The organism is Leclercia sp. S52 (assembly GCF_039727615.1).
Lineage (GTDB): Bacteria > Pseudomonadota > Gammaproteobacteria > Enterobacterales > Enterobacteriaceae > Enterobacter > Enterobacter adecarboxylatus_B.
The window spans coordinates 1,914,724-1,933,379 of sequence record NZ_CP152474.1 but is presented as its reverse complement, the minus strand read 5'-3'; the positions used below and the strand labels follow the sequence as shown (position 1 = coordinate 1,933,379).

15 protein-coding genes are annotated in these 18,656 nt (G+C 42.3%); 8 read left to right on the top strand and 7 right to left on the bottom strand.

Annotated elements, in window-relative coordinates; translation table 11 throughout:
- Positions 1 to 15 precede the first annotated feature (15 nt).
- Positions 16 to 1,632 carry a terminase gpA endonuclease subunit gene (locus AAHB66_RS09255; protein WP_347115975.1) on the bottom strand — a complete coding sequence of 539 codons (1,617 nt, stop codon included), beginning with the start codon at positions 1,630 to 1,632 and terminating at the stop codon, positions 16 to 18.
- Positions 1,601 to 2,089 carry a hypothetical protein gene (locus tag AAHB66_RS09250; RefSeq protein WP_347115974.1) on the bottom strand — a complete coding sequence of 163 codons (489 nt, stop codon included), beginning with the start codon at positions 2,087 to 2,089 and terminating at the stop codon, positions 1,601 to 1,603. The genes AAHB66_RS09255 and AAHB66_RS09250 overlap by 32 nt, the downstream gene beginning before the upstream one ends.
- A gap of 738 nt (positions 2,090 to 2,827) precedes the next feature.
- On the opposite strand from AAHB66_RS09250, the gene AAHB66_RS09245 reads away from it, so the two are divergent.
- The 6 genes from AAHB66_RS09245 (at position 2,828) to AAHB66_RS09220 (ending at position 8,220) form a co-directional block, all read left to right on the top strand.
- Complete coding sequence (locus tag AAHB66_RS09245; protein ID WP_347115973.1) at positions 2,828 to 3,169, top strand: hypothetical protein; 342 nt, start codon at positions 2,828 to 2,830, stop codon at positions 3,167 to 3,169.
- A gap of 91 nt (positions 3,170 to 3,260) precedes the next feature.
- Entirely contained in the window at positions 3,261 to 4,010 is a 750-nt protein-coding gene (locus AAHB66_RS09240) for a hypothetical protein (RefSeq protein WP_347115972.1), read from the top strand.
- A 37-nt stretch (positions 4,011 to 4,047) separates the two neighbouring features.
- Positions 4,048 to 4,479: a hypothetical protein gene (locus AAHB66_RS09235; RefSeq protein ID WP_347115971.1), complete on the top strand. Its 432-nt coding sequence runs from the start codon at positions 4,048 to 4,050 to the stop codon at positions 4,477 to 4,479.
- Between the two features lie 379 nt (positions 4,480 to 4,858).
- Positions 4,859 to 5,866 (top strand): GTPase, encoded by a 1,008-nt coding sequence (locus AAHB66_RS09230; RefSeq protein ID WP_347115970.1) that lies wholly within the window; start codon positions 4,859 to 4,861, stop codon positions 5,864 to 5,866.
- A 161-nt stretch (positions 5,867 to 6,027) separates the two neighbouring features.
- Positions 6,028 to 6,735 carry a hypothetical protein gene (locus tag AAHB66_RS09225; RefSeq protein WP_347115969.1) on the top strand — a complete coding sequence of 236 codons (708 nt, stop codon included), beginning with the start codon at positions 6,028 to 6,030 and terminating at the stop codon, positions 6,733 to 6,735.
- A 426-nt stretch (positions 6,736 to 7,161) separates the two neighbouring features.
- On the top strand, positions 7,162 to 8,220 hold the full coding sequence (locus AAHB66_RS09220; protein ID WP_347115968.1) for a DUF2971 domain-containing protein: 1,059 nt from the start codon (positions 7,162 to 7,164) through the stop codon (positions 8,218 to 8,220).
- Positions 8,221 to 8,837: 617 nt separating this feature from the next.
- Here AAHB66_RS09220 and AAHB66_RS09215 read toward each other — a convergent pair.
- The 4 genes from AAHB66_RS09215 to AAHB66_RS09200 all read right to left on the bottom strand — a co-directional run bounded on the left by AAHB66_RS09215 (position 8,838) and on the right by AAHB66_RS09200 (position 13,078).
- Positions 8,838 to 9,311, bottom strand: coding sequence for a hypothetical protein (locus tag AAHB66_RS09215; protein WP_347115967.1), 474 nt, complete (start codon positions 9,309 to 9,311; stop codon positions 8,838 to 8,840).
- A 60-nt stretch (positions 9,312 to 9,371) separates the two neighbouring features.
- Positions 9,372 to 9,833, bottom strand: a complete 462-nt coding sequence (locus tag AAHB66_RS09210; protein WP_347115966.1) for an NUMOD4 motif-containing HNH endonuclease — start codon at positions 9,831 to 9,833, stop codon at positions 9,372 to 9,374.
- A 74-nt stretch (positions 9,834 to 9,907) separates the two neighbouring features.
- A complete protein-coding gene (locus AAHB66_RS09205; protein ID WP_347115965.1) occupies positions 9,908 to 10,060 on the bottom strand; it encodes a hypothetical protein in 153 nt (50 codons plus the stop codon).
- A gap of 1,077 nt (positions 10,061 to 11,137) precedes the next feature.
- The gene (locus AAHB66_RS09200) at positions 11,138 to 13,078 is read right to left on the bottom strand and encodes a recombinase family protein (protein ID WP_347115964.1); all 1,941 of its coding nucleotides are present in this window, start codon (positions 13,076 to 13,078) and stop codon (positions 11,138 to 11,140) included.
- Between the two features lie 79 nt (positions 13,079 to 13,157).
- On the opposite strand from AAHB66_RS09200, the gene yeaG reads away from it, so the two are divergent.
- Both yeaG and AAHB66_RS09190 read left to right on the top strand, forming a co-directional pair.
- Positions 13,158 to 15,092 carry a protein kinase YeaG gene (yeaG, locus tag AAHB66_RS09195; protein WP_142489132.1) on the top strand — a complete coding sequence of 645 codons (1,935 nt, stop codon included), beginning with the start codon at positions 13,158 to 13,160 and terminating at the stop codon, positions 15,090 to 15,092.
- Between the two features lie 127 nt (positions 15,093 to 15,219).
- Positions 15,220 to 16,506, top strand: a complete 1,287-nt coding sequence (locus tag AAHB66_RS09190) for a YeaH/YhbH family protein (protein WP_347115963.1) — start codon at positions 15,220 to 15,222, stop codon at positions 16,504 to 16,506.
- A 39-nt stretch (positions 16,507 to 16,545) separates the two neighbouring features.
- Here AAHB66_RS09190 and AAHB66_RS09185 read toward each other — a convergent pair whose 3' ends face one another.
- Positions 16,546 to 18,573 carry a TonB-dependent copper receptor gene (locus AAHB66_RS09185; RefSeq protein WP_347115962.1) on the bottom strand — a complete coding sequence of 676 codons (2,028 nt, stop codon included), beginning with the start codon at positions 18,571 to 18,573 and terminating at the stop codon, positions 16,546 to 16,548.
- Positions 18,574 to 18,656: the final 83 nt, after the last annotated feature.

The following is an 18,656-nucleotide window of genomic DNA, read 5'->3' as shown; positions in this document are numbered from 1 at the left end:
AATCCTGGGGGCAGGTCATAAGTTCTCAGATGTGAGCTGATCAAAGTAGTCATCAGGCAAATCGTGTGCAAAACGTATCGTTAATGGTGCATCTGTTTTACCTGCTACAGCGTTGTTAAGAAGGCTACGTACCCATGTCTTACCCTCGTGCACGTTCAGCATGTAGAACTGCCTACCATCGGTAGTACTACGCTTGAACAAGTCACCTGTAGTACTTGATGAACCCTTGATCATTTCAAACTTCTTATACTGCTGACAGAAACTATGTACCGTCTGCATTGCTCTACCGTTACCACCGTCAACAGCAACTTTAAGCACTGGTACTTCACGCCCGGATACTGTCTTGAACTTCTGATTACAGAAGGTCGCAAGATCGTTATAGGCTTTAGCACCTTTAATCTCACAGTTAGGACTGTAGAAGTACCGATATCCTAAAACGAATAATTCACTTTCATTAATACCTAATACTTGTGCTTCAAGTCTGTCTAATTGCTGATCGCAACCGACAACAATTCCCAGTACTGAATCAGGTATATTAGATAAATCAAACGTATCATCACGTAGATTTTCTAATGCTAAATCATCTAGTTCTTCTTGAAGATCTGAATAATGTAAACCTAGTACTGTATTATAGAAGGATTGATAGTTATATTCATACCATGCTAATTCAAACTCTTTTGCAATAGCCTGGATAGTACTGTTTGGTGAATACAGGCGATTAATAAAAAATCCTGCTGTATCGGTTATTTCTGGATTCTGTGCAATCCAACGTCCATTTGCTACCATTTTAATTCGTTGTGATTCAGTAATTATTTCCTGACATTCTGGGCAATGTAACTTTGCAGTAATGGCATCTGGAATACTACGCTTGCCGTTCAGCTTCCATTCGAATTTTACGTTCTCCCACTTCAATGAATGTTCATACTGGCAGTGAATACACTTTACAAAGTACTCACGTTGATCACTGTTCTGGTACTCAACATCGATAGCATCGCCCTTAAAGGTTGGTGTTGAACTTATAAGTATTTTTGCTTCCTGGCCGAAATCAGTTGCACGTTGTTCTGCAAGGCGAATCGGGTTCCCCTCTTCTGAGTGCTGATCGATTGCAGATACTTCATCAAGTATGATCCGTTTTAGTGTTTTGCCTCGTAACGCCTTCGCAGATCCCAACGTCATAAAGTACAAAAAACTACCGTCATTCAATTCTGTCTGTTGCTGGTTGTTTGCTTTGGTCTTGTCGTTCTTGTCTGTGACTAGTTCTTGTAGTACTGGCACCTGCTCAATTGTTTTATCAATTTTTGCAGATTTCCATTGTTTCAATTCTGCCAATGAACTTTGTGCAATACCGATGTTACTAGAATCAGTACCCATCCAGTAAAATAATGCTGAATTTAGCAAAGTGGTTTTTGCAATCTGGGCTGATGTTTTATATACAACTTTGCGGTATCGATCGTCGTCAATAATATCTAGCATTTCTTTCTGAAAGGAATATAATTTTAACTTCTGCCCGGCTGCTGCACCATCAGGCAAAATTAAATGTTTCTCTGCCCATTCGCTGGGCTTCATCTTTTGAGGCGGTTTTAATATTTTAATAGTACGTTTAAGTACTTTCAGAGTCTTGTTTGTTTTCATCTTCGGCATCCTTGCCTTTTTCTATTTCGTATTTCATATCCCCGATTTCAGTTAACATTTCATCAATGCGTTGTTGTAATACTCGCTTAACTTTGAGCACAGAATCCTGTTCAAATACTTCGTACTGAATCTTGTTCGGTAACGTGCGGAAGTAATCACGGAAGGTTTTAAAGAATTGGTTTAGTTCTTTGTAAACTTCATCGGCGGGGATCAGTAGTTCACGCTGCCTATCTAGTTCGGTTTCGGCCTGTTCTGCTTCTGCAATTAACTTCCTTAGACGAGCCTTTTCAATCTGCTCTTTCGTATCGGTATCACGCAACGGTTTGAGTATGTTCTCTACAATCCAGGCGGTAGCTTCGGCATCAGTATCTTGTGGCATACCGCGTTCTACCCATCCACGAACGGTAGATTCATTCACACCGTATCGCCTGCCGTATTCATTTTTGTTGATAGCCATTCTGAAATCTCCAGTACTGTTGTTGCTGTACTGGTATTTATGGTTTCAGTAGGTTCGGCACGCGATTGATCAAAAAAGGCACATACGATTAAAAGAACTCGCTGCCGAACACTCCCGAGTGTGAGTATCTGCCGAGTACCTTTTTAACCTGCCTGTATCGATATATATGGTTTTTAAATCAATCATTTGAGTACTTGCACGTGTTTGTACCACCTCGCTTAGAACGGGATACAGAGCGGTACAGAGCGTTGTATGCATCGTGAAGTACTACCATCTGGATCTTGCTTCCCCTCTCTGCAACACTGTATGCATATACAGTTATAGAGGATTGCATTATGGGTAACAAGGATGGGTATGATCCATCGATAACCAGTGGAGTACAGCGGTTCGTGCATCTCGGGTACTGGGCTACTGTGTGTTACTGGGGGTCGTCGTTAGAGGATTACCATATTGCTGATCGTGTGTTCTTCCAGAATCAGTACGGGCAGTACTGGCTGGGCGTTATCGAAAGGGATTGCTTTGTACTGCTCTATGACGAACCGTTAGAAAGAGTACTTGACGGCCTGACATACCTGAATGCTGTACGGTGTATGCATGAAGTACACGATGATGATTGGTTTTGTGATCAGGGTGAACTTCCATTCTGAGAGGGATATCAAGTACTTGATAGTTGTTGTAGGATAGTTAGCGGGTTATAACGATAATGCTTGATGGGCTTTTCATACAAGGTTGCTAACAATGACAAACGATAAAATAGTAATTACTGGATTCGATAAAAACAAATCTGTATACGATAAAGAAAATGAAACTTTTAAATTAATGATTTTTACATTATCAGAAACTCCCACAGAAGAATGGGCAGAAACTTATAGAACTAATGGATACATGAGTTACAACGTGACCAATTGCCAATTTAAGAATAAAGAGTTACATTTACTTGATTTTTATTGCCCTATTAATGAGTTACAATCTTTTGTAGATGATTTGAAGGGTCGCTTTGAAAAAGTTAATATGAAATTTGAAGAGATAAAAAATGAAGATCAAAGTTATCACTCAATTATTGATAACTTAAAGTTCTAAAATGCTTACCCTGAACAGTCTTGATGATGACAAGTATTGTTCAGGGCTGTTCTATACCCAGTAGATTCATTTATGTTTTACAGGATTAACAATGGATCGTGTACTAAAAGTTATTAATATCCTGCTACTTAGTATAGTAGGAATGCTGTTGCTTACTGGTGTAATGGTACTGGTACAAGGTAGTAAAGTAGATTTTAAAGCTGCTGACTGGTGGGCGGCGTTAAGTGCTGTAGCAACTGTCGGTACACTTGCAGTTGCTTTGCTTGCCTACAATAAGTGGATTGACAATAAGAATAGAGAACGTGCCTACGAAATAGTAGATGATTTAATCACTGTACAATACATTAAAATCTCTGTATTAATCGAACAGTTAAATTTTAAAGCAGTTAATTTAGACTCAAAATTGAATGGTGTTAATCATTGTTTAAAAGATGAAGTTTTGGATGATTATATTAAATCCTTTGTTGAAATAAACACTGAACTTCAGTCTTTAGCAAAAAGTATTCATTTCAAGTTTTATGTAATAACTAAATATGGATATTTTCCATTGGTGCCTTACTTAGGCTGCCATGTGAATTTGATGAGAAAAATTGAGATGTTTGATAGTCTTATCAAAACATACTATATGAACATTGACTGTATTTACATGAGTGAAGCAGAACTTATTAGAGAGAGATTCATTAAAAAAATGAAAAGCTCTCTACCTTCTGTAGTGAGTCACCATAAGGAAATGACAGAACACATTACATTCATTTTAAGTTTTAAACAAAGCATTTTTGATTACCTGACAAAAGAAAAACCAAATGAAGAAACACACCCAATTAAAATTTCAATTTGGTAAAAATCCCTACTCCTTCCAAATGATTAAAGGATAACAAATGTTTGCTGAATTATTCCAGTTCCTTAATTTATTGCTTTCCTTATTCAAGTATCTGACACCTAAGCAGAAGGAACAGGTAGTAGATGTATTTGTAGATTTATTTCAAAACATATTCAAGTCAAAGAAATCAAATAAAGAATCAAATGTTGATAGAACTACTGTTAAAGAAGCTGTTGATACTATAACCCCAGATGAATGGCAAGGTTCTGTAGCTGCAACAATGGCAATTTTACCATCTTCAATTAACGAGATTAACAAACGTAAATTTACTGCTGCTATGATGGAATTAGTACAATCAGATGAATTTCTTTCGGAATTAAATGCCCGTATCGATAAAATCGACATTCAAAATGCAGATCTTTATACCGAGCAATGTTCACTTGAAATGAGAAAGCTAATTGCAGAAATGATTAGAGATAAGAAATTCTAAATAACTTACCCTGAACAGTACCGCAACAAACAAACCCCAAACATGGTACTGGACAGGGTAATTCAGTAGTGTACATGTTAGTACTTACAGGTATCAATTACAGAATTGATGAATTATCAGTGAACAAGACTAATAACATAATATTTGGATTAGTAATTACACTGTATAATGTTGGTAGTTTAGTATTGCTTAAAGCCGTGTTTAGTACGACAAGCTTACAGTCATGAAAATCTTATTTGTTGCATTATAACATCTTTCATTAGTAATCAAGTTAATTTGACTTAAGTCACCGTCGTAAGGATTTCGTGGGAACTAATTGACATTTTGTTAATAAATCCTTATAAAAGGATAAAAATTCAATTGCTTATAAGGATTTAAAATGGGATCGTGGTCGAAGATAATTAATCAGCAACTTGAAGTAATTCAAAATGTAAACAAACGCCTTTCAGAAGTGTCAAGTGCTAATCAAAATGAAACTGATAATATTGACAAACACGTTGATGGTGATACAGCTAATAAAAAGTCTAAAATTTTAGACGATATCTTATCATCCCTGCCTCCTGATATCTCTCGATATACTAAGAAAAAACTGACAGAAGTTATAGACTATGAACCTCGCATTGGCGTCATGGGTAAAACCGGCGTAGGAAAATCGTCATTGTGTAATGCAATATTCCAGCAGGATGTATGTAAAGTTAGCCATGTAGAGGCTTGCACAAGAAAACTTGAAGAATTACAAATTGACGTTGGGGGCAGAAAACTTACCCTTATTGATTTGCCAGGAGTGGGTGAAAGCGAAGCAAGAGATATCGAATATAAGACTCTTTATCAAGAATTAATACCAACACTTGACCTGATTTTATGGGTGATCAAAGCTGACGACAGAGCACTCGGTCCTGATGAAAATTTCTACAAAAATGTTATTAAGCCACTTAGAGCTGAAGATAAAATCTTGTTTGTAATAAACCAAGCTGACAAGATTGAACCCTCATACGAATGGGATGGTTCTAAGAAACGCCCTTCTGCTACACAAATAGAAAACCTTGAGCGTAAAGAAATTGATATCTACAGTCGATTGTTTGAGAATAATAATGGATGTATATCGGTATCGGCTCCGTTAAAATACAATATCAGCAATCTTGTCAAAAAAATGGTTTTAAGATTACCGAAGCGTTCCAAAGCTGCGGTGTATAGTACTCTTCGTGAAGAAAATAAAACTGAAGAGGTTAAGCAAGAATCAAAAAAGGGATTTACCGAAGCGGTAAAAGACGTTCTTGACTCCATTATAGATAATGCTCCAATTCCAAAAATTGTGAGAGAGCCTCTTAAAAAGGCCAAAGATTATGTTTGTGACAAGATCTCAAGCTTCTTTGATTCGTGGTTTTGATTCTCTTTGAGATAATTATTTAATTCATTGATAATTAGTTAATTATTCCCCTGAACAGCACCAGGTAACAAACCCCGAATAGACGGACGGTACTGAACAGGGGAATCATAGTGTACCGTTAAGTACTAACAGATTTCAATTACAGAATAGTTGGATTATCAGTGAATAAAACTAATAAAATTCTAATTGGTTCGGTAAGTGCCTTATGCATAGTTGGTACTTTGACCTTACTTAAAGCACTGTTCAACGATGGCGGAAAGATGCTAACTGACTGGATCAGTGCCTTTTCAAACGCTCTTATGGCAGGTGCTGCTGTTTATGCCGCGATGAATGCTAAGGACTGGCTGAGAGAAAGAAAAGATGAAGATGCTTATATTTTAGCCAAGGATATCATTTTCAATGACCTCCACGAGTTTTCGAATGTGGTATTTGAAATATATCGCCATAATATGAGTCTCGATGTTTATACTCAATTTACTGATTATAATCTTGATGTTCACTGTAATTTAGATGAATGTAATAGAGGTTTAGCAATATCAATGAAAGGAAATGCAGCGATCATAGGAATACAACGTAACCTGAGAAAACTTTCGAGTTTGGGATGGAATCTCACACAAAAATCATCTAAGTCACTCGATCAAATAAGATTAGCGTATATCCAACTTAACACTAACCATAAAGAATTTTGGACAGAAGTTAAAGCTCTTAAACTAAAACAAAAAACTAGTTTAGATTCACCTGAATATGTAAAATCAAAATTATCAGCACTTGATGCCTCATACCAAGAATTCTCTAAATGTTATAAATCATTCCTATCATTACATAAGAATTTCGATCATTATTTTGATAAATCTTGCATTAAAATATAAGGGGCATCACGCCCCCTACTACATTCCAGTTCTATTAATCCGTTCTTCATCTAACGTAAGTTCATCTTTAAACCTCTGTGCATCAGGTTCATATTTAAGAATGATATTGTGTTGTATTGTAATGCATCCTTCTAATGACTGAATGTACGCTTTCACTTCTGGCTTTTTATCAATAAGGACGTTGATATGTCGCATGTCGCGTTCTGATGTAAATTTTACACCATTGTATACGTAACCTGTTCGGTTTACATTTTACATTTTATAAACAACTTTTGATTTATTACTGATTATATAATTATAAAATCTAAATGATGTTTAAGCTAAGTTACACATAGAATCCTTTAGCTCAAAACGCTAATAATTGGTTTTGACTATTCTTGAGTAATAATTGATAATGATAAGGTAAGTACTTCAAAGGGTAATGAAATGAATAAGGTAATCCCTCGCATTTTATACAAATATAGAGCGTTCAGCTTGTACAGCTTAGACTCTTTAATAAATGATACTGTTTACCTTGCTGATCCGGTTTCGTTTAATGACCCTTTCGACTGTCAGCCGTCAATTATAGACGACTTGAGTGATATTAAGAAATTACGTGAAATAGCAGCACAACTCATGTTTGATACGCAGGCTCGTGAATTAAAAGCCTTACGAACACCTGTCATGAAATATCTTAATTATCAAGGTGACAAAATAAAACACCCACAACCTATCTCACTTGGACTCACTCTTTCAAACCCTGTATCGTTAGGACTTATTTTTCGTGAAGATGAATTACTTGGAAAACATAACACACAAAATACAAAAACCAAGCATGAATATAATAAATTTGAAGATGCACAAATTGAAGAATTGAAAAATAAGATTGATATCTTTTTGGAACATATTGAAGATAGTCTTACTCCCAAAATGAGTCATGTTGCTATCGGAATATACGAGGACTTAATAAAATCTGAGTTGTTGACTAGTCGTAACATTGGTGTTTTGTCATTAGCTAGAGACAATGATTGTCAGCTTATGTGGGCACACTATTCAGACGATCATCAAGGTTTCTGCTGCGGTTATCGCTTACCCGGAGAACCTGAAGGATTTGCCTCTGAAAATAAAATCAAAGCAGTAGATTATGATGGAATTCGTACCGTTTCTACTAGTCAACTTCATGAATTAGTTAATAATTCGAGTAGTGTTAAGGCTATAGTTAATAATGCGATTTACTACGTTAAGTCAAAGAAGTGGGAATATGAAAACGAGTATCGAATGATTGGCAAACCAGGGCTACAACAGTCACCATTTATTCTTGAGAGTGTATCCTTTGGCCTGCGTTGTAAGGATACGGTCAAATTTAGCATCATGTCAGCTTTATCAAACCGAACAAGCCCTGTTAAGTTCTTTCAGATGGAAGAGGTAAAAGGTACTTTTGACCTAATACCCAAAGAGATCACATTGGCTAATGTAAGTGGTTTACCTGTTACCAGTATTGAATGATCGATGATTAGTACTTTCATACTAGTGACCATATGAAAGTACTGATCCGTTTCAAAGTCACAGATCCATACAGTGACGCTCCTAGGAATATTACGCCTGTAGTAATAACCATGTCCATTTCACCAATCTTATTGTATTCGCTCCCCTTCGGTATCGTTTTAAGACTCAAATATAGCCACACACTATGCTTTCGCTCCGTTCGGTAGCTGGGCTAGTAGCTTGACTCGGGCGTCGTACTCACGAATTACTTTGAGTAGTCCTTTGTCAGTACTGTTACCTGACTGAGCGAAAGCGAGTAATGGAACTCGGCGGCTTTTGTAGTTCCTTTAGGGACTGGCAAAACGCAAGTTTCGATCTTATTTTGAGTTTTATAGAGACTATGAGCAAAGCGAATAGGCTCTTTGAGACTGGAAATATGTAAGTCTCATATACTTATAAAGTTATGGGTATGGGTTAATATTAATATAGTTCTCGTTTTTACACAGGCTGCTTAATTTATGCATAAAAACCATAATTTATGCATAAAAATAGCACTCAAATGCATAATATTGCAAATTAAAAGCATTTTTAGGTTCTAAAAATATTCAAAACGAGAACCAAATGCATCAATTAAGAACCTATTGGTTCTCGTTTTTATCAATCATATTTTTTAAGGCGTCCATCAGATCCTCTGTTGCTACGCCTTCATCAATCAGAGTCTTGAATTGATACTGCTGTTCTTCATTCATGTAGTGCTTCCCTTCCTCGGCAGTCTTGAAGAGTTTTAAACCCTGCGTATGTGCCTCTACCAGTACCTTCGCTACCTTCTTCACTACGGTAACGTACTTACGTATGGTTGCGTCCTGTGGCAGTGGTTCGCCTCGGTGCGTCGCGTAGTAGCGTTGTAGCCAGTACTTCACGCCGTCAAAGTTCAAAGTACTTGCGTTATATACTACATAGTACACTTTAGCCGCTGAATAAGGCTTGTTACTACTTTTCATCGCTTCACTGATTGTACTGATGATTAGACGTTTTGCTTCAACTGTAAGATCATTTTTATAGCTACTAAACCCACCTTGAATAGATTTGAATTCTTCATTATTTTTTTTCATTATAATAATTTCCTTTACTTAAAAAGTACTGGCATCCACATACCAGCACTCGATACTTCTTTAGTTTCTCACAATGCGTGTATACGTCGCTCTTGTAGTTGTTCTTCCCCATAGTTGATTACAATGTGCCGTGATTTTTATACATGACATACCATTTGAATATAATTCTTTCACAACTTGTTTCTGTGCTGGCGTTAGTTTCGGATTAGTAATTCTTGGTCTTACTGATGCCTGTACGTTTTGTTGCTGAGTAACCCACTCTAAATTGATAAGTTGATTATTCAATTTATTCTCATCTAAATGATGTACTACTTTACCAGCTTCAAAACCTAAGTATGTTATTGCTACTAATCGATGTACTTCTATTGTTACTGTGCCATTTTGAGTTGAAAGTGATACTGTCCGATAACCATTCCCATCGTTAATATGCCCCTTTAATATTTTACCTGTTTTAGTATTACGCACTCTGCCTAAGTTACTTACTTCATAATTTGTATAAGCTGTTTTTTTCCAAACTTCCATGTTCTAACATCCATGATATGTACTAACATTCCGTGTTAGTACGCCTCGATACTTTTTACGACAGTATCAAACGTTTATTTTTCACCTAAAATTAGCTGTAGATTTATTAAGTACTGCAACGCTTCCGCTCTTGTCTTAACTTTTCCTTTCTGGATAAGCTTATCAAGTAGCTCTACCTGTCTTTCATTTAATTTAGTACTAATTGATAGCTTCTTCGTTTCTTTCATAACATTTTCTCTGTGGAATTCTTTTTCTTCATTTTTGAACGCAAAAAAAACACCCAGATCATTGGGAGTTTTTTATGGGGATTAAATTATATGTGATAGGGATTTATCTATATTATACCATATTTCATATTATCGTTTCACTTTTCGCTCTACGTATTTATTTACCATTGGTATCTTTAAAGGCCATAGTAATAACGTTAAAAACATAAAAATTACGCAAACTATTAAAAAAAAAGGGATTATCACAAAAATGTAGAGCAGAACCCCCACCATCTCATATGCTTACTTTTTAAACAAATTCATTTAAGTACTCCCTATTACTATTAACTATATTATTTAGTTTGGAAGTACTTAAAACACCATCGAATTGATATACTATTTAACTAATTTCAGTAAAGGCTTTGAATAGACCACAAGTCCTGTTACTAAACAATTCGTTTCAAGTATTGTTTGTACAATTTCCATTGAAATAGGGTGCTTAAATGCTTGTGTGCATTCCTGACAACCTTTCTCAGATAGCGGAAATTCTTCTGTAATGATTTGAATATCAGAAGAATATGGCAAGAATATACTTTGCACTTTAATCATGTCAGAAAAAAAGTACTGACATATAATTTCATCGTTGGAATCCTCACGCTTTGAGAAAAGCCTCAAACCTACCTTTTCCTTTAGTGAGAGTCCAATATCATAATTAGCTGGAAAAAAAAGGCTGACCTTTTCCTTTTTATCTTTGTTTTCTTTTTTTACGCATCTTTGCTACTCCTCTTAATTAACAATCATCTCATGGGTCGTACTCCTCCGTTGGTTTTGGTTTATGACGCTATTGTACAGTTTTCAAAAAAAATATCGAGGAATTTAAATTTTTTCTTGACCATTCACAACCGTAATGATATAAAGGTTTCGCTTTAAATTACACGGAAAATTCAAACCCACCGGGTGCGAAGCTTTATCTAAAATTTGTTACTTTACTATGTAAGCTTTGTACCGCTTTCTATACCTCCAAGCCATTACCCTAAATTTACAGTATAACAAATGATAAAGCCCCGCTGATGCGAGGCTCCATGAATCATTCAGTACTTAATCAATCCATTCGATCTGATCTTCATTTACAATCAAATCAAGATTTTCACGTTTTAGTAGATTTAAGTATTGTCTTACTGCCTCTACAGTTTTATTTCGACTAAGTGAAAGCGTCCACATATCATAAGCATCAATGGTAACAACAACTCTAAAGACTGTTTTACCTAGTTCTTTAATGTCATAGATCCTTTCTCCATTCTTTTCTGTAATGGATATTTCTTGTAGAACCTCACCACCAAAACGTTTGTTACTGATAACAATTAAATGAGAAATAACTTCATTGAAATATTTCAATGATATAAAAATACGTTTATCATCTAATATGTATTTCACACTTGATAGTACTAATCTCAATTCTTTACGAACTTTTGCCCTAAGCTCTACATTTGTTGGCTCTAACACATCAGAAAGATTGAAATCAAAAGCAGGAATTTCACTTTCTGCTTGTTCATGACTCAATCTGTCTTCAAGTTCATCAATCCTGTCCTGAACATCTGTTAAGCCTTCCATGAATGCTATTGATGCTTTCTTACCAGCGGCCTTACGTTCGGCTATCTTCTCTTGATAGAGTTTTTCTTCCTCTCGCAATGAAGATAATTCGATACGTAACGAGTCTAAAATACTGCTTTTGTCTGCCCTGCCCTCATTCATTAGCTTTTGGAAATCCACATTCTTAACAACCTTTAGAATGTTTTCCTCAATTCTGATGTACTGAAATGACTTTGCATCACATGTCTTTTTTTCTTCACGGTTACGACATATCACATACTTTGCACGAACATGGTTATAGTGTATGGCAATGTTACCATTACAACAGCCACATTTTAGAATTCGAGGAAACAGGTTTGTTATGTAATCATCGGCGGCAATTTTGATATCTTTTCTAATACGGTTTGCAACACCATTTTTAGATAACTTTAAATTCACTCGTTCAAATGTAAGGTTATCGATGATCCTTTGTTCAACAACGTCCTTGTCTCTGAGTACTCTAAGAACGTTAACAGTACTCCACCCGCTAGGTATCTGTTTTACGATTGCACCAGTACCTACACCAGCATCATACAGTTGGAAAATCTTCTTAACGACTTCTGGAACGTACTCCATCTTTTCAGCAGGCTTTTTCTTCTGGATCATTACTGAATCCATCATTCTGTTTGCCGTTACGAATAAATCACTATCAACAATTATTGGGTAAACGTTAGGTACTGCTTCATCATTGGAGCGTTTATGCTCACCTAGCAAACGACGATCACGAATGAGACGTGAAACAGTGACCATGTGCCACTTCGGTTTATTAAGTTTTTTGATGATCTCACCAGTACTCAATCCTTTAACGTACCAGTTAAAGCAATTTACGATCAGTTCCGCTTGTTCTTTGATGACTGAGTACTTACCGTCAACGTTCTCTAACCAGAACGGCATACGACTAGTAACAACATCACCATTGGCTACGGCCTTGTTAATTTTATTCTGCCAAGCTACTTTTGCCCTTACAGATTTCATCAGCGATTCGTTGTGTGAACGTTGCAGAATGATTTCCATCAGAATCTTTGAAAAGTTGTCATCTTTCTTTAACACCAGTCCTGTACTGATGTCGTAGATAACTATGTCGCTAGTCACGATGAACTGGATTGTGTTTTCAGACCAGCTCGACCTTCGGCTCAACCTGTCCAGCGATGTAACGATAAGTGCGTCACCTTTGCCGTACTTGCGTCCTCGCACATCCTGCAAAAATTTACCAAGATTGGACTCCGCTGAAATGTTAGCATTTTTAAAAGCTGACACCCCTTCATCCGTTATGTAAATCCTATTTTTCGTAAAATTCTCAGGGTTATCGTCTAAGAACTGTTCAATAATTGAACGTTGGTCATCTAGTCCTGACCCACTCAAAACTTGATCAAAAGACGATACACGCTCATAACAAATAGGACGGTACATAAAAATTATCCCGTTGAAAGTGACGCTAAAAACATATAGCTGTTGAATGTTCCCACAGATTACAACAGGACGGCATGCCATGAATATATTCGATCACTATCGCCAGCGCTATGAAGCTGCCAAGGACGAAGAGTTCACACTGCAGGAGTTTCTTACCATTTGTCGGCAAGATCGCAGTGCCTATGCCAATGCGGCAGAACGACTATTGATGGCTATTGGTGAGCCGAATATGGTTGATACTGCCCAGGAGCCACGGCTTTCCCGTCTGTTTTCGAATCGGGTCGTCGCCCGATATCCTGCGTTTGAAGAATTTTACGGCATGGAAGATGCCATCGAGCAGATTGTTTCCTACCTGAAGCATGCTGCTCAGGGTCTGGAAGAGAAGAAACAGATCCTGTATCTGCTGGGCCCCGTCGGCGGCGGTAAATCCTCGCTGGCTGAACGGCTGAAAGCGTTGATGCAGCGCGTACCGATTTACGTGCTCAGCGCCAACGGCGAACGCAGCCCGGTCAACGACCATCCGCTGTGCCTGTTCAACCCGCAGGAAGATGCGCAGATTCTGGATAAAGAGTACGGCATTCCTCGTCGCTATCTCGGCACCATCATGTCGCCGTGGGCCGCGAAGCGCCTGCATGAATTTGGCGGCGATATTACCAAATTCCGCGTGGTGAAAGCCTGGCCGTCCATTCTGGAACAGATTGCGATTGCTAAAACCGAACCGGGTGACGAGAACAACCAGGATATCTCTGCGCTGGTGGGTAAAGTGGACATCCGTAAACTGGAAAACCACGCGCAAAACGATCCTGATGCTTACGGCTATTCCGGTGCGCTGTGCCGCGCCAACCAAGGGATTATGGAGTTCGTCGAGATGTTTAAAGCGCCCATTAAGGTGCTGCATCCGCTGTTGACCGCCACCCAGGAGGGTAACTACAACGGTACGGAAGGGATCTCCGCTCTGCCGTTCAACGGCATTATTCTGGCGCACTCCAACGAATCGGAATGGGTCACCTTCCGCAACAACAAAAACAACGAGGCGTTCCTTGACCGTGTTTACATCGTCAAGGTGCCTTATTGCCTGCGGATCTCCGAAGAGATCAAGATTTACGAAAAACTGCTGAACCACAGTGAGCTGGTGCATGCCCCATGCGCCCCGGGCACTCTGGAAACGCTGTCGCGCTTCTCGATCCTGTCGCGCCTGAAAGAGCCAGAAAACTCCAGCATTTACTCGAAAATGCGCGTCTATGACGGGGAAAGCCTGAAAGATACCGATCCGAAAGCGAAATCCTACCAGGAGTATCGCGACTACGCCGGTGTCGATGAAGGGATGAACGGTCTCTCCACGCGCTTTGCGTTCAAAATCCTCTCCCGCGTGTTCAACTTTGACCACGCCGAAGTGGCCGCTAACCCGGTACACCTGTTCTATGTCCTGGAGCAGCAGATTGAGCGTGAGCAGTTCCCACAGGAGCAGGCTGAACGTTACCTGGAGTTCCTCAAAGGCTACCTGATCCCGAAATACGCCGAGTTTATCGGCAAAGAGATCCAGACCGCCTACCTGGAATCTTACTCTGAGTACGGGCAGAACATCTTTGACCGCTACGTCACTTATGCCGACTTCTGGATCCAGGATCAGGAGTATCGCGACCCGGATACCGGCCAGCTGTTTGACCGCGAGTCGCTGAATGCGGAACTGGAAAAAATCGAGAAGCCAGCCGGGATCAGTAATCCGAAAGACTTCCGAAATGAGATCGTCAACTTCGTGCTGCGCGCCAGAGCGAACTTCAGCGGACGCAATCCGAACTGGACCAGCTATGAAAAACTGCGCACGGTTATCGAGAAGAAAATGTTCTCCAATACCGAGGAGCTGTTGCCGGTCATTTCGTTTAATGCCAAAACCTCAACCGACGAGCAGAAAAAACACGACGATTTTGTCGACCGCATGATGGAGAAAGGCTACACCCGCAAACAGGTTCGCCTGCTCTGCGAATGGTACCTGCGCGTGCGTAAATCGTCTTAACAGCCCGCAAAGCCCGGCGGCGCGTTGCTTGCCGGGCCTACAACAATGTTCCGTAGGCCGGATAAGCGTCAGCGCCATCCGGCACTTACGGGCACTGAAAGTTGGCAAATGCAGTACGGGGGGGCATATGACCTGGTTTATTGACCGGCGTCTTAACGGCAAAAACAAGAGCACGGTAAATCGCCAGCGCTTCTTGCGTCGTTATAAAGCGCAAATCAAACAGTCGATCTCCGAGGCCATTAACAAGCGTTCGGTGACCGACGTAGACAGTGGGGAGTCCGTTTCCATTCCGACGGACGACATTAGCGAACCGATGTTCCATCAGGGACGCGGCGGTTTGCGCCATCGCGTTCATCCCGGTAACGATCACTTCATCCAGAACGACCGCATCGAGCGTCCGCAGGGCGGAGGCGGTGGTGGTGGCGGCAGTGGTCAGGGCCAGGCCAGCCCGGACGGAGAAGGTCAGGACGAGTTTGTGTTCCAGATCTCCAAGGATGAGTATCTGGATCTGCTGTTTGAAGATTTGGCCCTGCCGAATCTGAAGAAAAATCAGCATCGTCAGTTGAATGAGTATAAAACGCACCGGGCCGGTTTTACCGCCAACGGCGTCCCGGCCAACATCAGCGTGGTGCGTTCCTTGCAGAACTCGCTGGCCCGCCGCACCGCCATGACGGCGGGTAAAAAGCGTGAGCTTCGCGAGCTGGAAGCCAGCCTGGATAGCGTGACCAACAGCGAACCCGCGCAATTACTGGAAGAGGAGCGTTTGCGCAAAGAGATTGCCGAACTGCGCGCTAAAATTGAGCGCGTGCCCTTTATCGACACCTTTGACCTGCGTTACAAGAATTACGAAAAACGTGCGGAGCCCTCCAGCCAGGCGGTGATGTTCTGTCTGATGGACGTCTCCGGCTCGATGGATCAGGCCACCAAAGATATGGCCAAGCGCTTCTATATTCTGCTCTATCTGTTCCTGAGCCGAACCTATAAGAACGTGGAAGTGGTCTATATCCGCCATCACACGCAGGCGAAAGAGGTGGATGAGCATGAGTTCTTCTACTCGCAGGAGACGGGCGGTACCATTGTTTCCAGCGCCCTGAAGCTGATGGATGAGGTGGTGAAGGAGCGTTACGACCCGGCGCAGTGGAACATCTATGCGGCGCAGGCGTCGGATGGCGATAACTGGGCGGATGATTCGCCACTGTGCCATGAAATTCTGGCGAAAAAACTGCTCCCGGTGGTGCGTTACTACAGCTATATCGAGATCACCCGCCGCGCCCACCAGACGCTGTGGCGTGAATATGATCATCTGCAATCCATGTTTGATAACTTCGCGATGCAGCACATCCGCGACCAGGACGATATCTATCCGGTGTTCAGAGAGCTGTTCCACAAGCAATCTGCCACCAGCAACAGCTAATGCCACCGCCGGTCACCGACCGGCGGTGTTACGATCGCCTCAGAAAGTAACGTTCATTTTCGCCCAGACGGTGCGGCCAGGCTCATTCACCGGGGTATCGGAGGAGTAACCGAAGCTGCTGTTCCCCGCCAGGTTAAGGTGTTCGCTGTAGTCTTTGTCGAGCAGGTTATCGATACCGCTGCTCAGCTTCAGGTATTTGTTCACCTTGTATGCCGCATTGGCGGAGAGGATCGCAAACCCGGCGCTCTGATCGAAATCTTTTCCGACCACGTTACCCTCATTCATCGCCACCCGATGCTGCGGGCTGACCATGCGCAGCAGCCCGGTTGAACTCCAGTCGCCCTGCTCCCACGTCAGACCAAGACGTGCTTCCAGCGGCGGCATCTGCGGCAGCGGCTGATGATCGTCGGTATTCTGTCCCCAGGAGTAGTTCAGGGTGGCGTCGGTTTTCCACTGGTCGCTCAGCTGATACGAGGCCCCCATCTCGCCGCCCATGATGGTGGCATCGACGTTGTCGGCCTGGCTGACGTGGCTGTCGTCCGGATCGTAGATAAACAGGATGTAGTCGTTGATGCGCCCGAGGTAAGCGGAGATCCACCCGGTGGTGCGCTCGCCTTTGTACTGGGCCCCGATATCGAGCTGGGTGGTTTTCTCCGGCTTCAGATTATCAAACACGTCCGACGTGCCGTCCGGCCCATAGGTTGGGGAGAAGAGTTCCCAGTAGTCAGGAAAACGCTCGGTATAGCCCAGCCCGGCATAGACCATGGCCGGTGTGCTGCCGAGGTTATGCTCCAGGCGCAGGAAGCCCGCCGGGAGGGTATCTTCCCGGCTGTTGCTGCCGATGCCGGTATAGTTGTCCACTTCGACCTTATCCAGACGCGCGCCGCCGATGACTTTGCTCAGTTCGGTGGCATTCCACGTCAGCTCGCCAAAGGCGCCGTAGTCGTGGAAGCGGGCATCCTCCTGCCAGCCTTTGTTCTCGTCATCTTCGTTGCTGCGGTGGGTGTTGGTCTGCATGTCCACCCCGCTTTGCAGCTGGAAATCTGACCACAGCCAGGTGCCCATCATCCTGCCACCAACGGTGCGGCGATCCACCTGTTTCTCCATCGGCATCGACATGTCCATCGAGCCCATCGGCATCCCGTTCATCGAGCCTGAGTCCGGGGAACGCATGGAGTAATTATCCATGATGTGGTTGGCGTAGTTGTAGTAGACGCTCATATCCAGCGAGTCGAAGACCTCTCCGATATTCTCTTTCTTAAAGCGCAGCCCAAGGCTTTCACGCTTGAACTGGGAACCGTCCATACCGCGCCCGGCGTAGCTGGCGTCGCCGTTACCCTGCCCGGCAGTCAGCTCCAGCAACGTGTCGGCGTCCGGCGTCCAGCCGATGGCAACATCGGTGTTCCACTTGTCCCACTTCGAGGCCACGCGATCGCCATTGCCGTCTTTGTAATCGCCCGACTTTGATTTGTTGCCGTTCAGGCGCACATAGCCCTGGTTATTACCAAAGCTGACGTCGGCATTCTCATCGAAGCGATCGTTTGAGGCGGCGAGGAAGCTGGCATCTCCCTTAACGCCCGCGCTGTCAAAGCGCGGCGGCTCGCGGTCGAAGCGCACTGTCCCGGCGGAGTTGCCTGGTCCCCAGAGTACGGTTTCCGGCCCTTTGGTCACGGTCAGCAGATCGTAGCTTTCCGGCGAGATGTACGAGCTGGGGGCGTCCATACGCGCCGGACAGGCGCCGAGCATCTCGCTGTCGTTGGTCAGCAGGCGAAGTCGCGAGCCGAACATGCCGCGAAACACCGGATCCCCGTTGCTGCCGCCGTTACGGATCTGGCTGAAGCCGGGTATGGTTTTCAGGTAATCGGATCCGTCGCTGGCCGGGACCGGCTGACGTGGCGTCTTCGGCGAAGTCACCACTTCAAGGGGTGAGAGCACCGGTGCCGTCACGGTGATCACATCCTGATCGTCCACGGGCGCGGTAGTCGGTTCCGCCGCCAGCGAGGAGCCGGCGATCGCCAACAGCAACGACAGGGCCAGCGGATGGGGAGCAAAGCGTACTTTTTTCATTTCTGTGCCTGAGCTAGTGGTTTCGTGGTGTACCGCCGTAAAAATGAATCCTTTCGCTGACGAAAGCAGGTGACGAGCAGGCA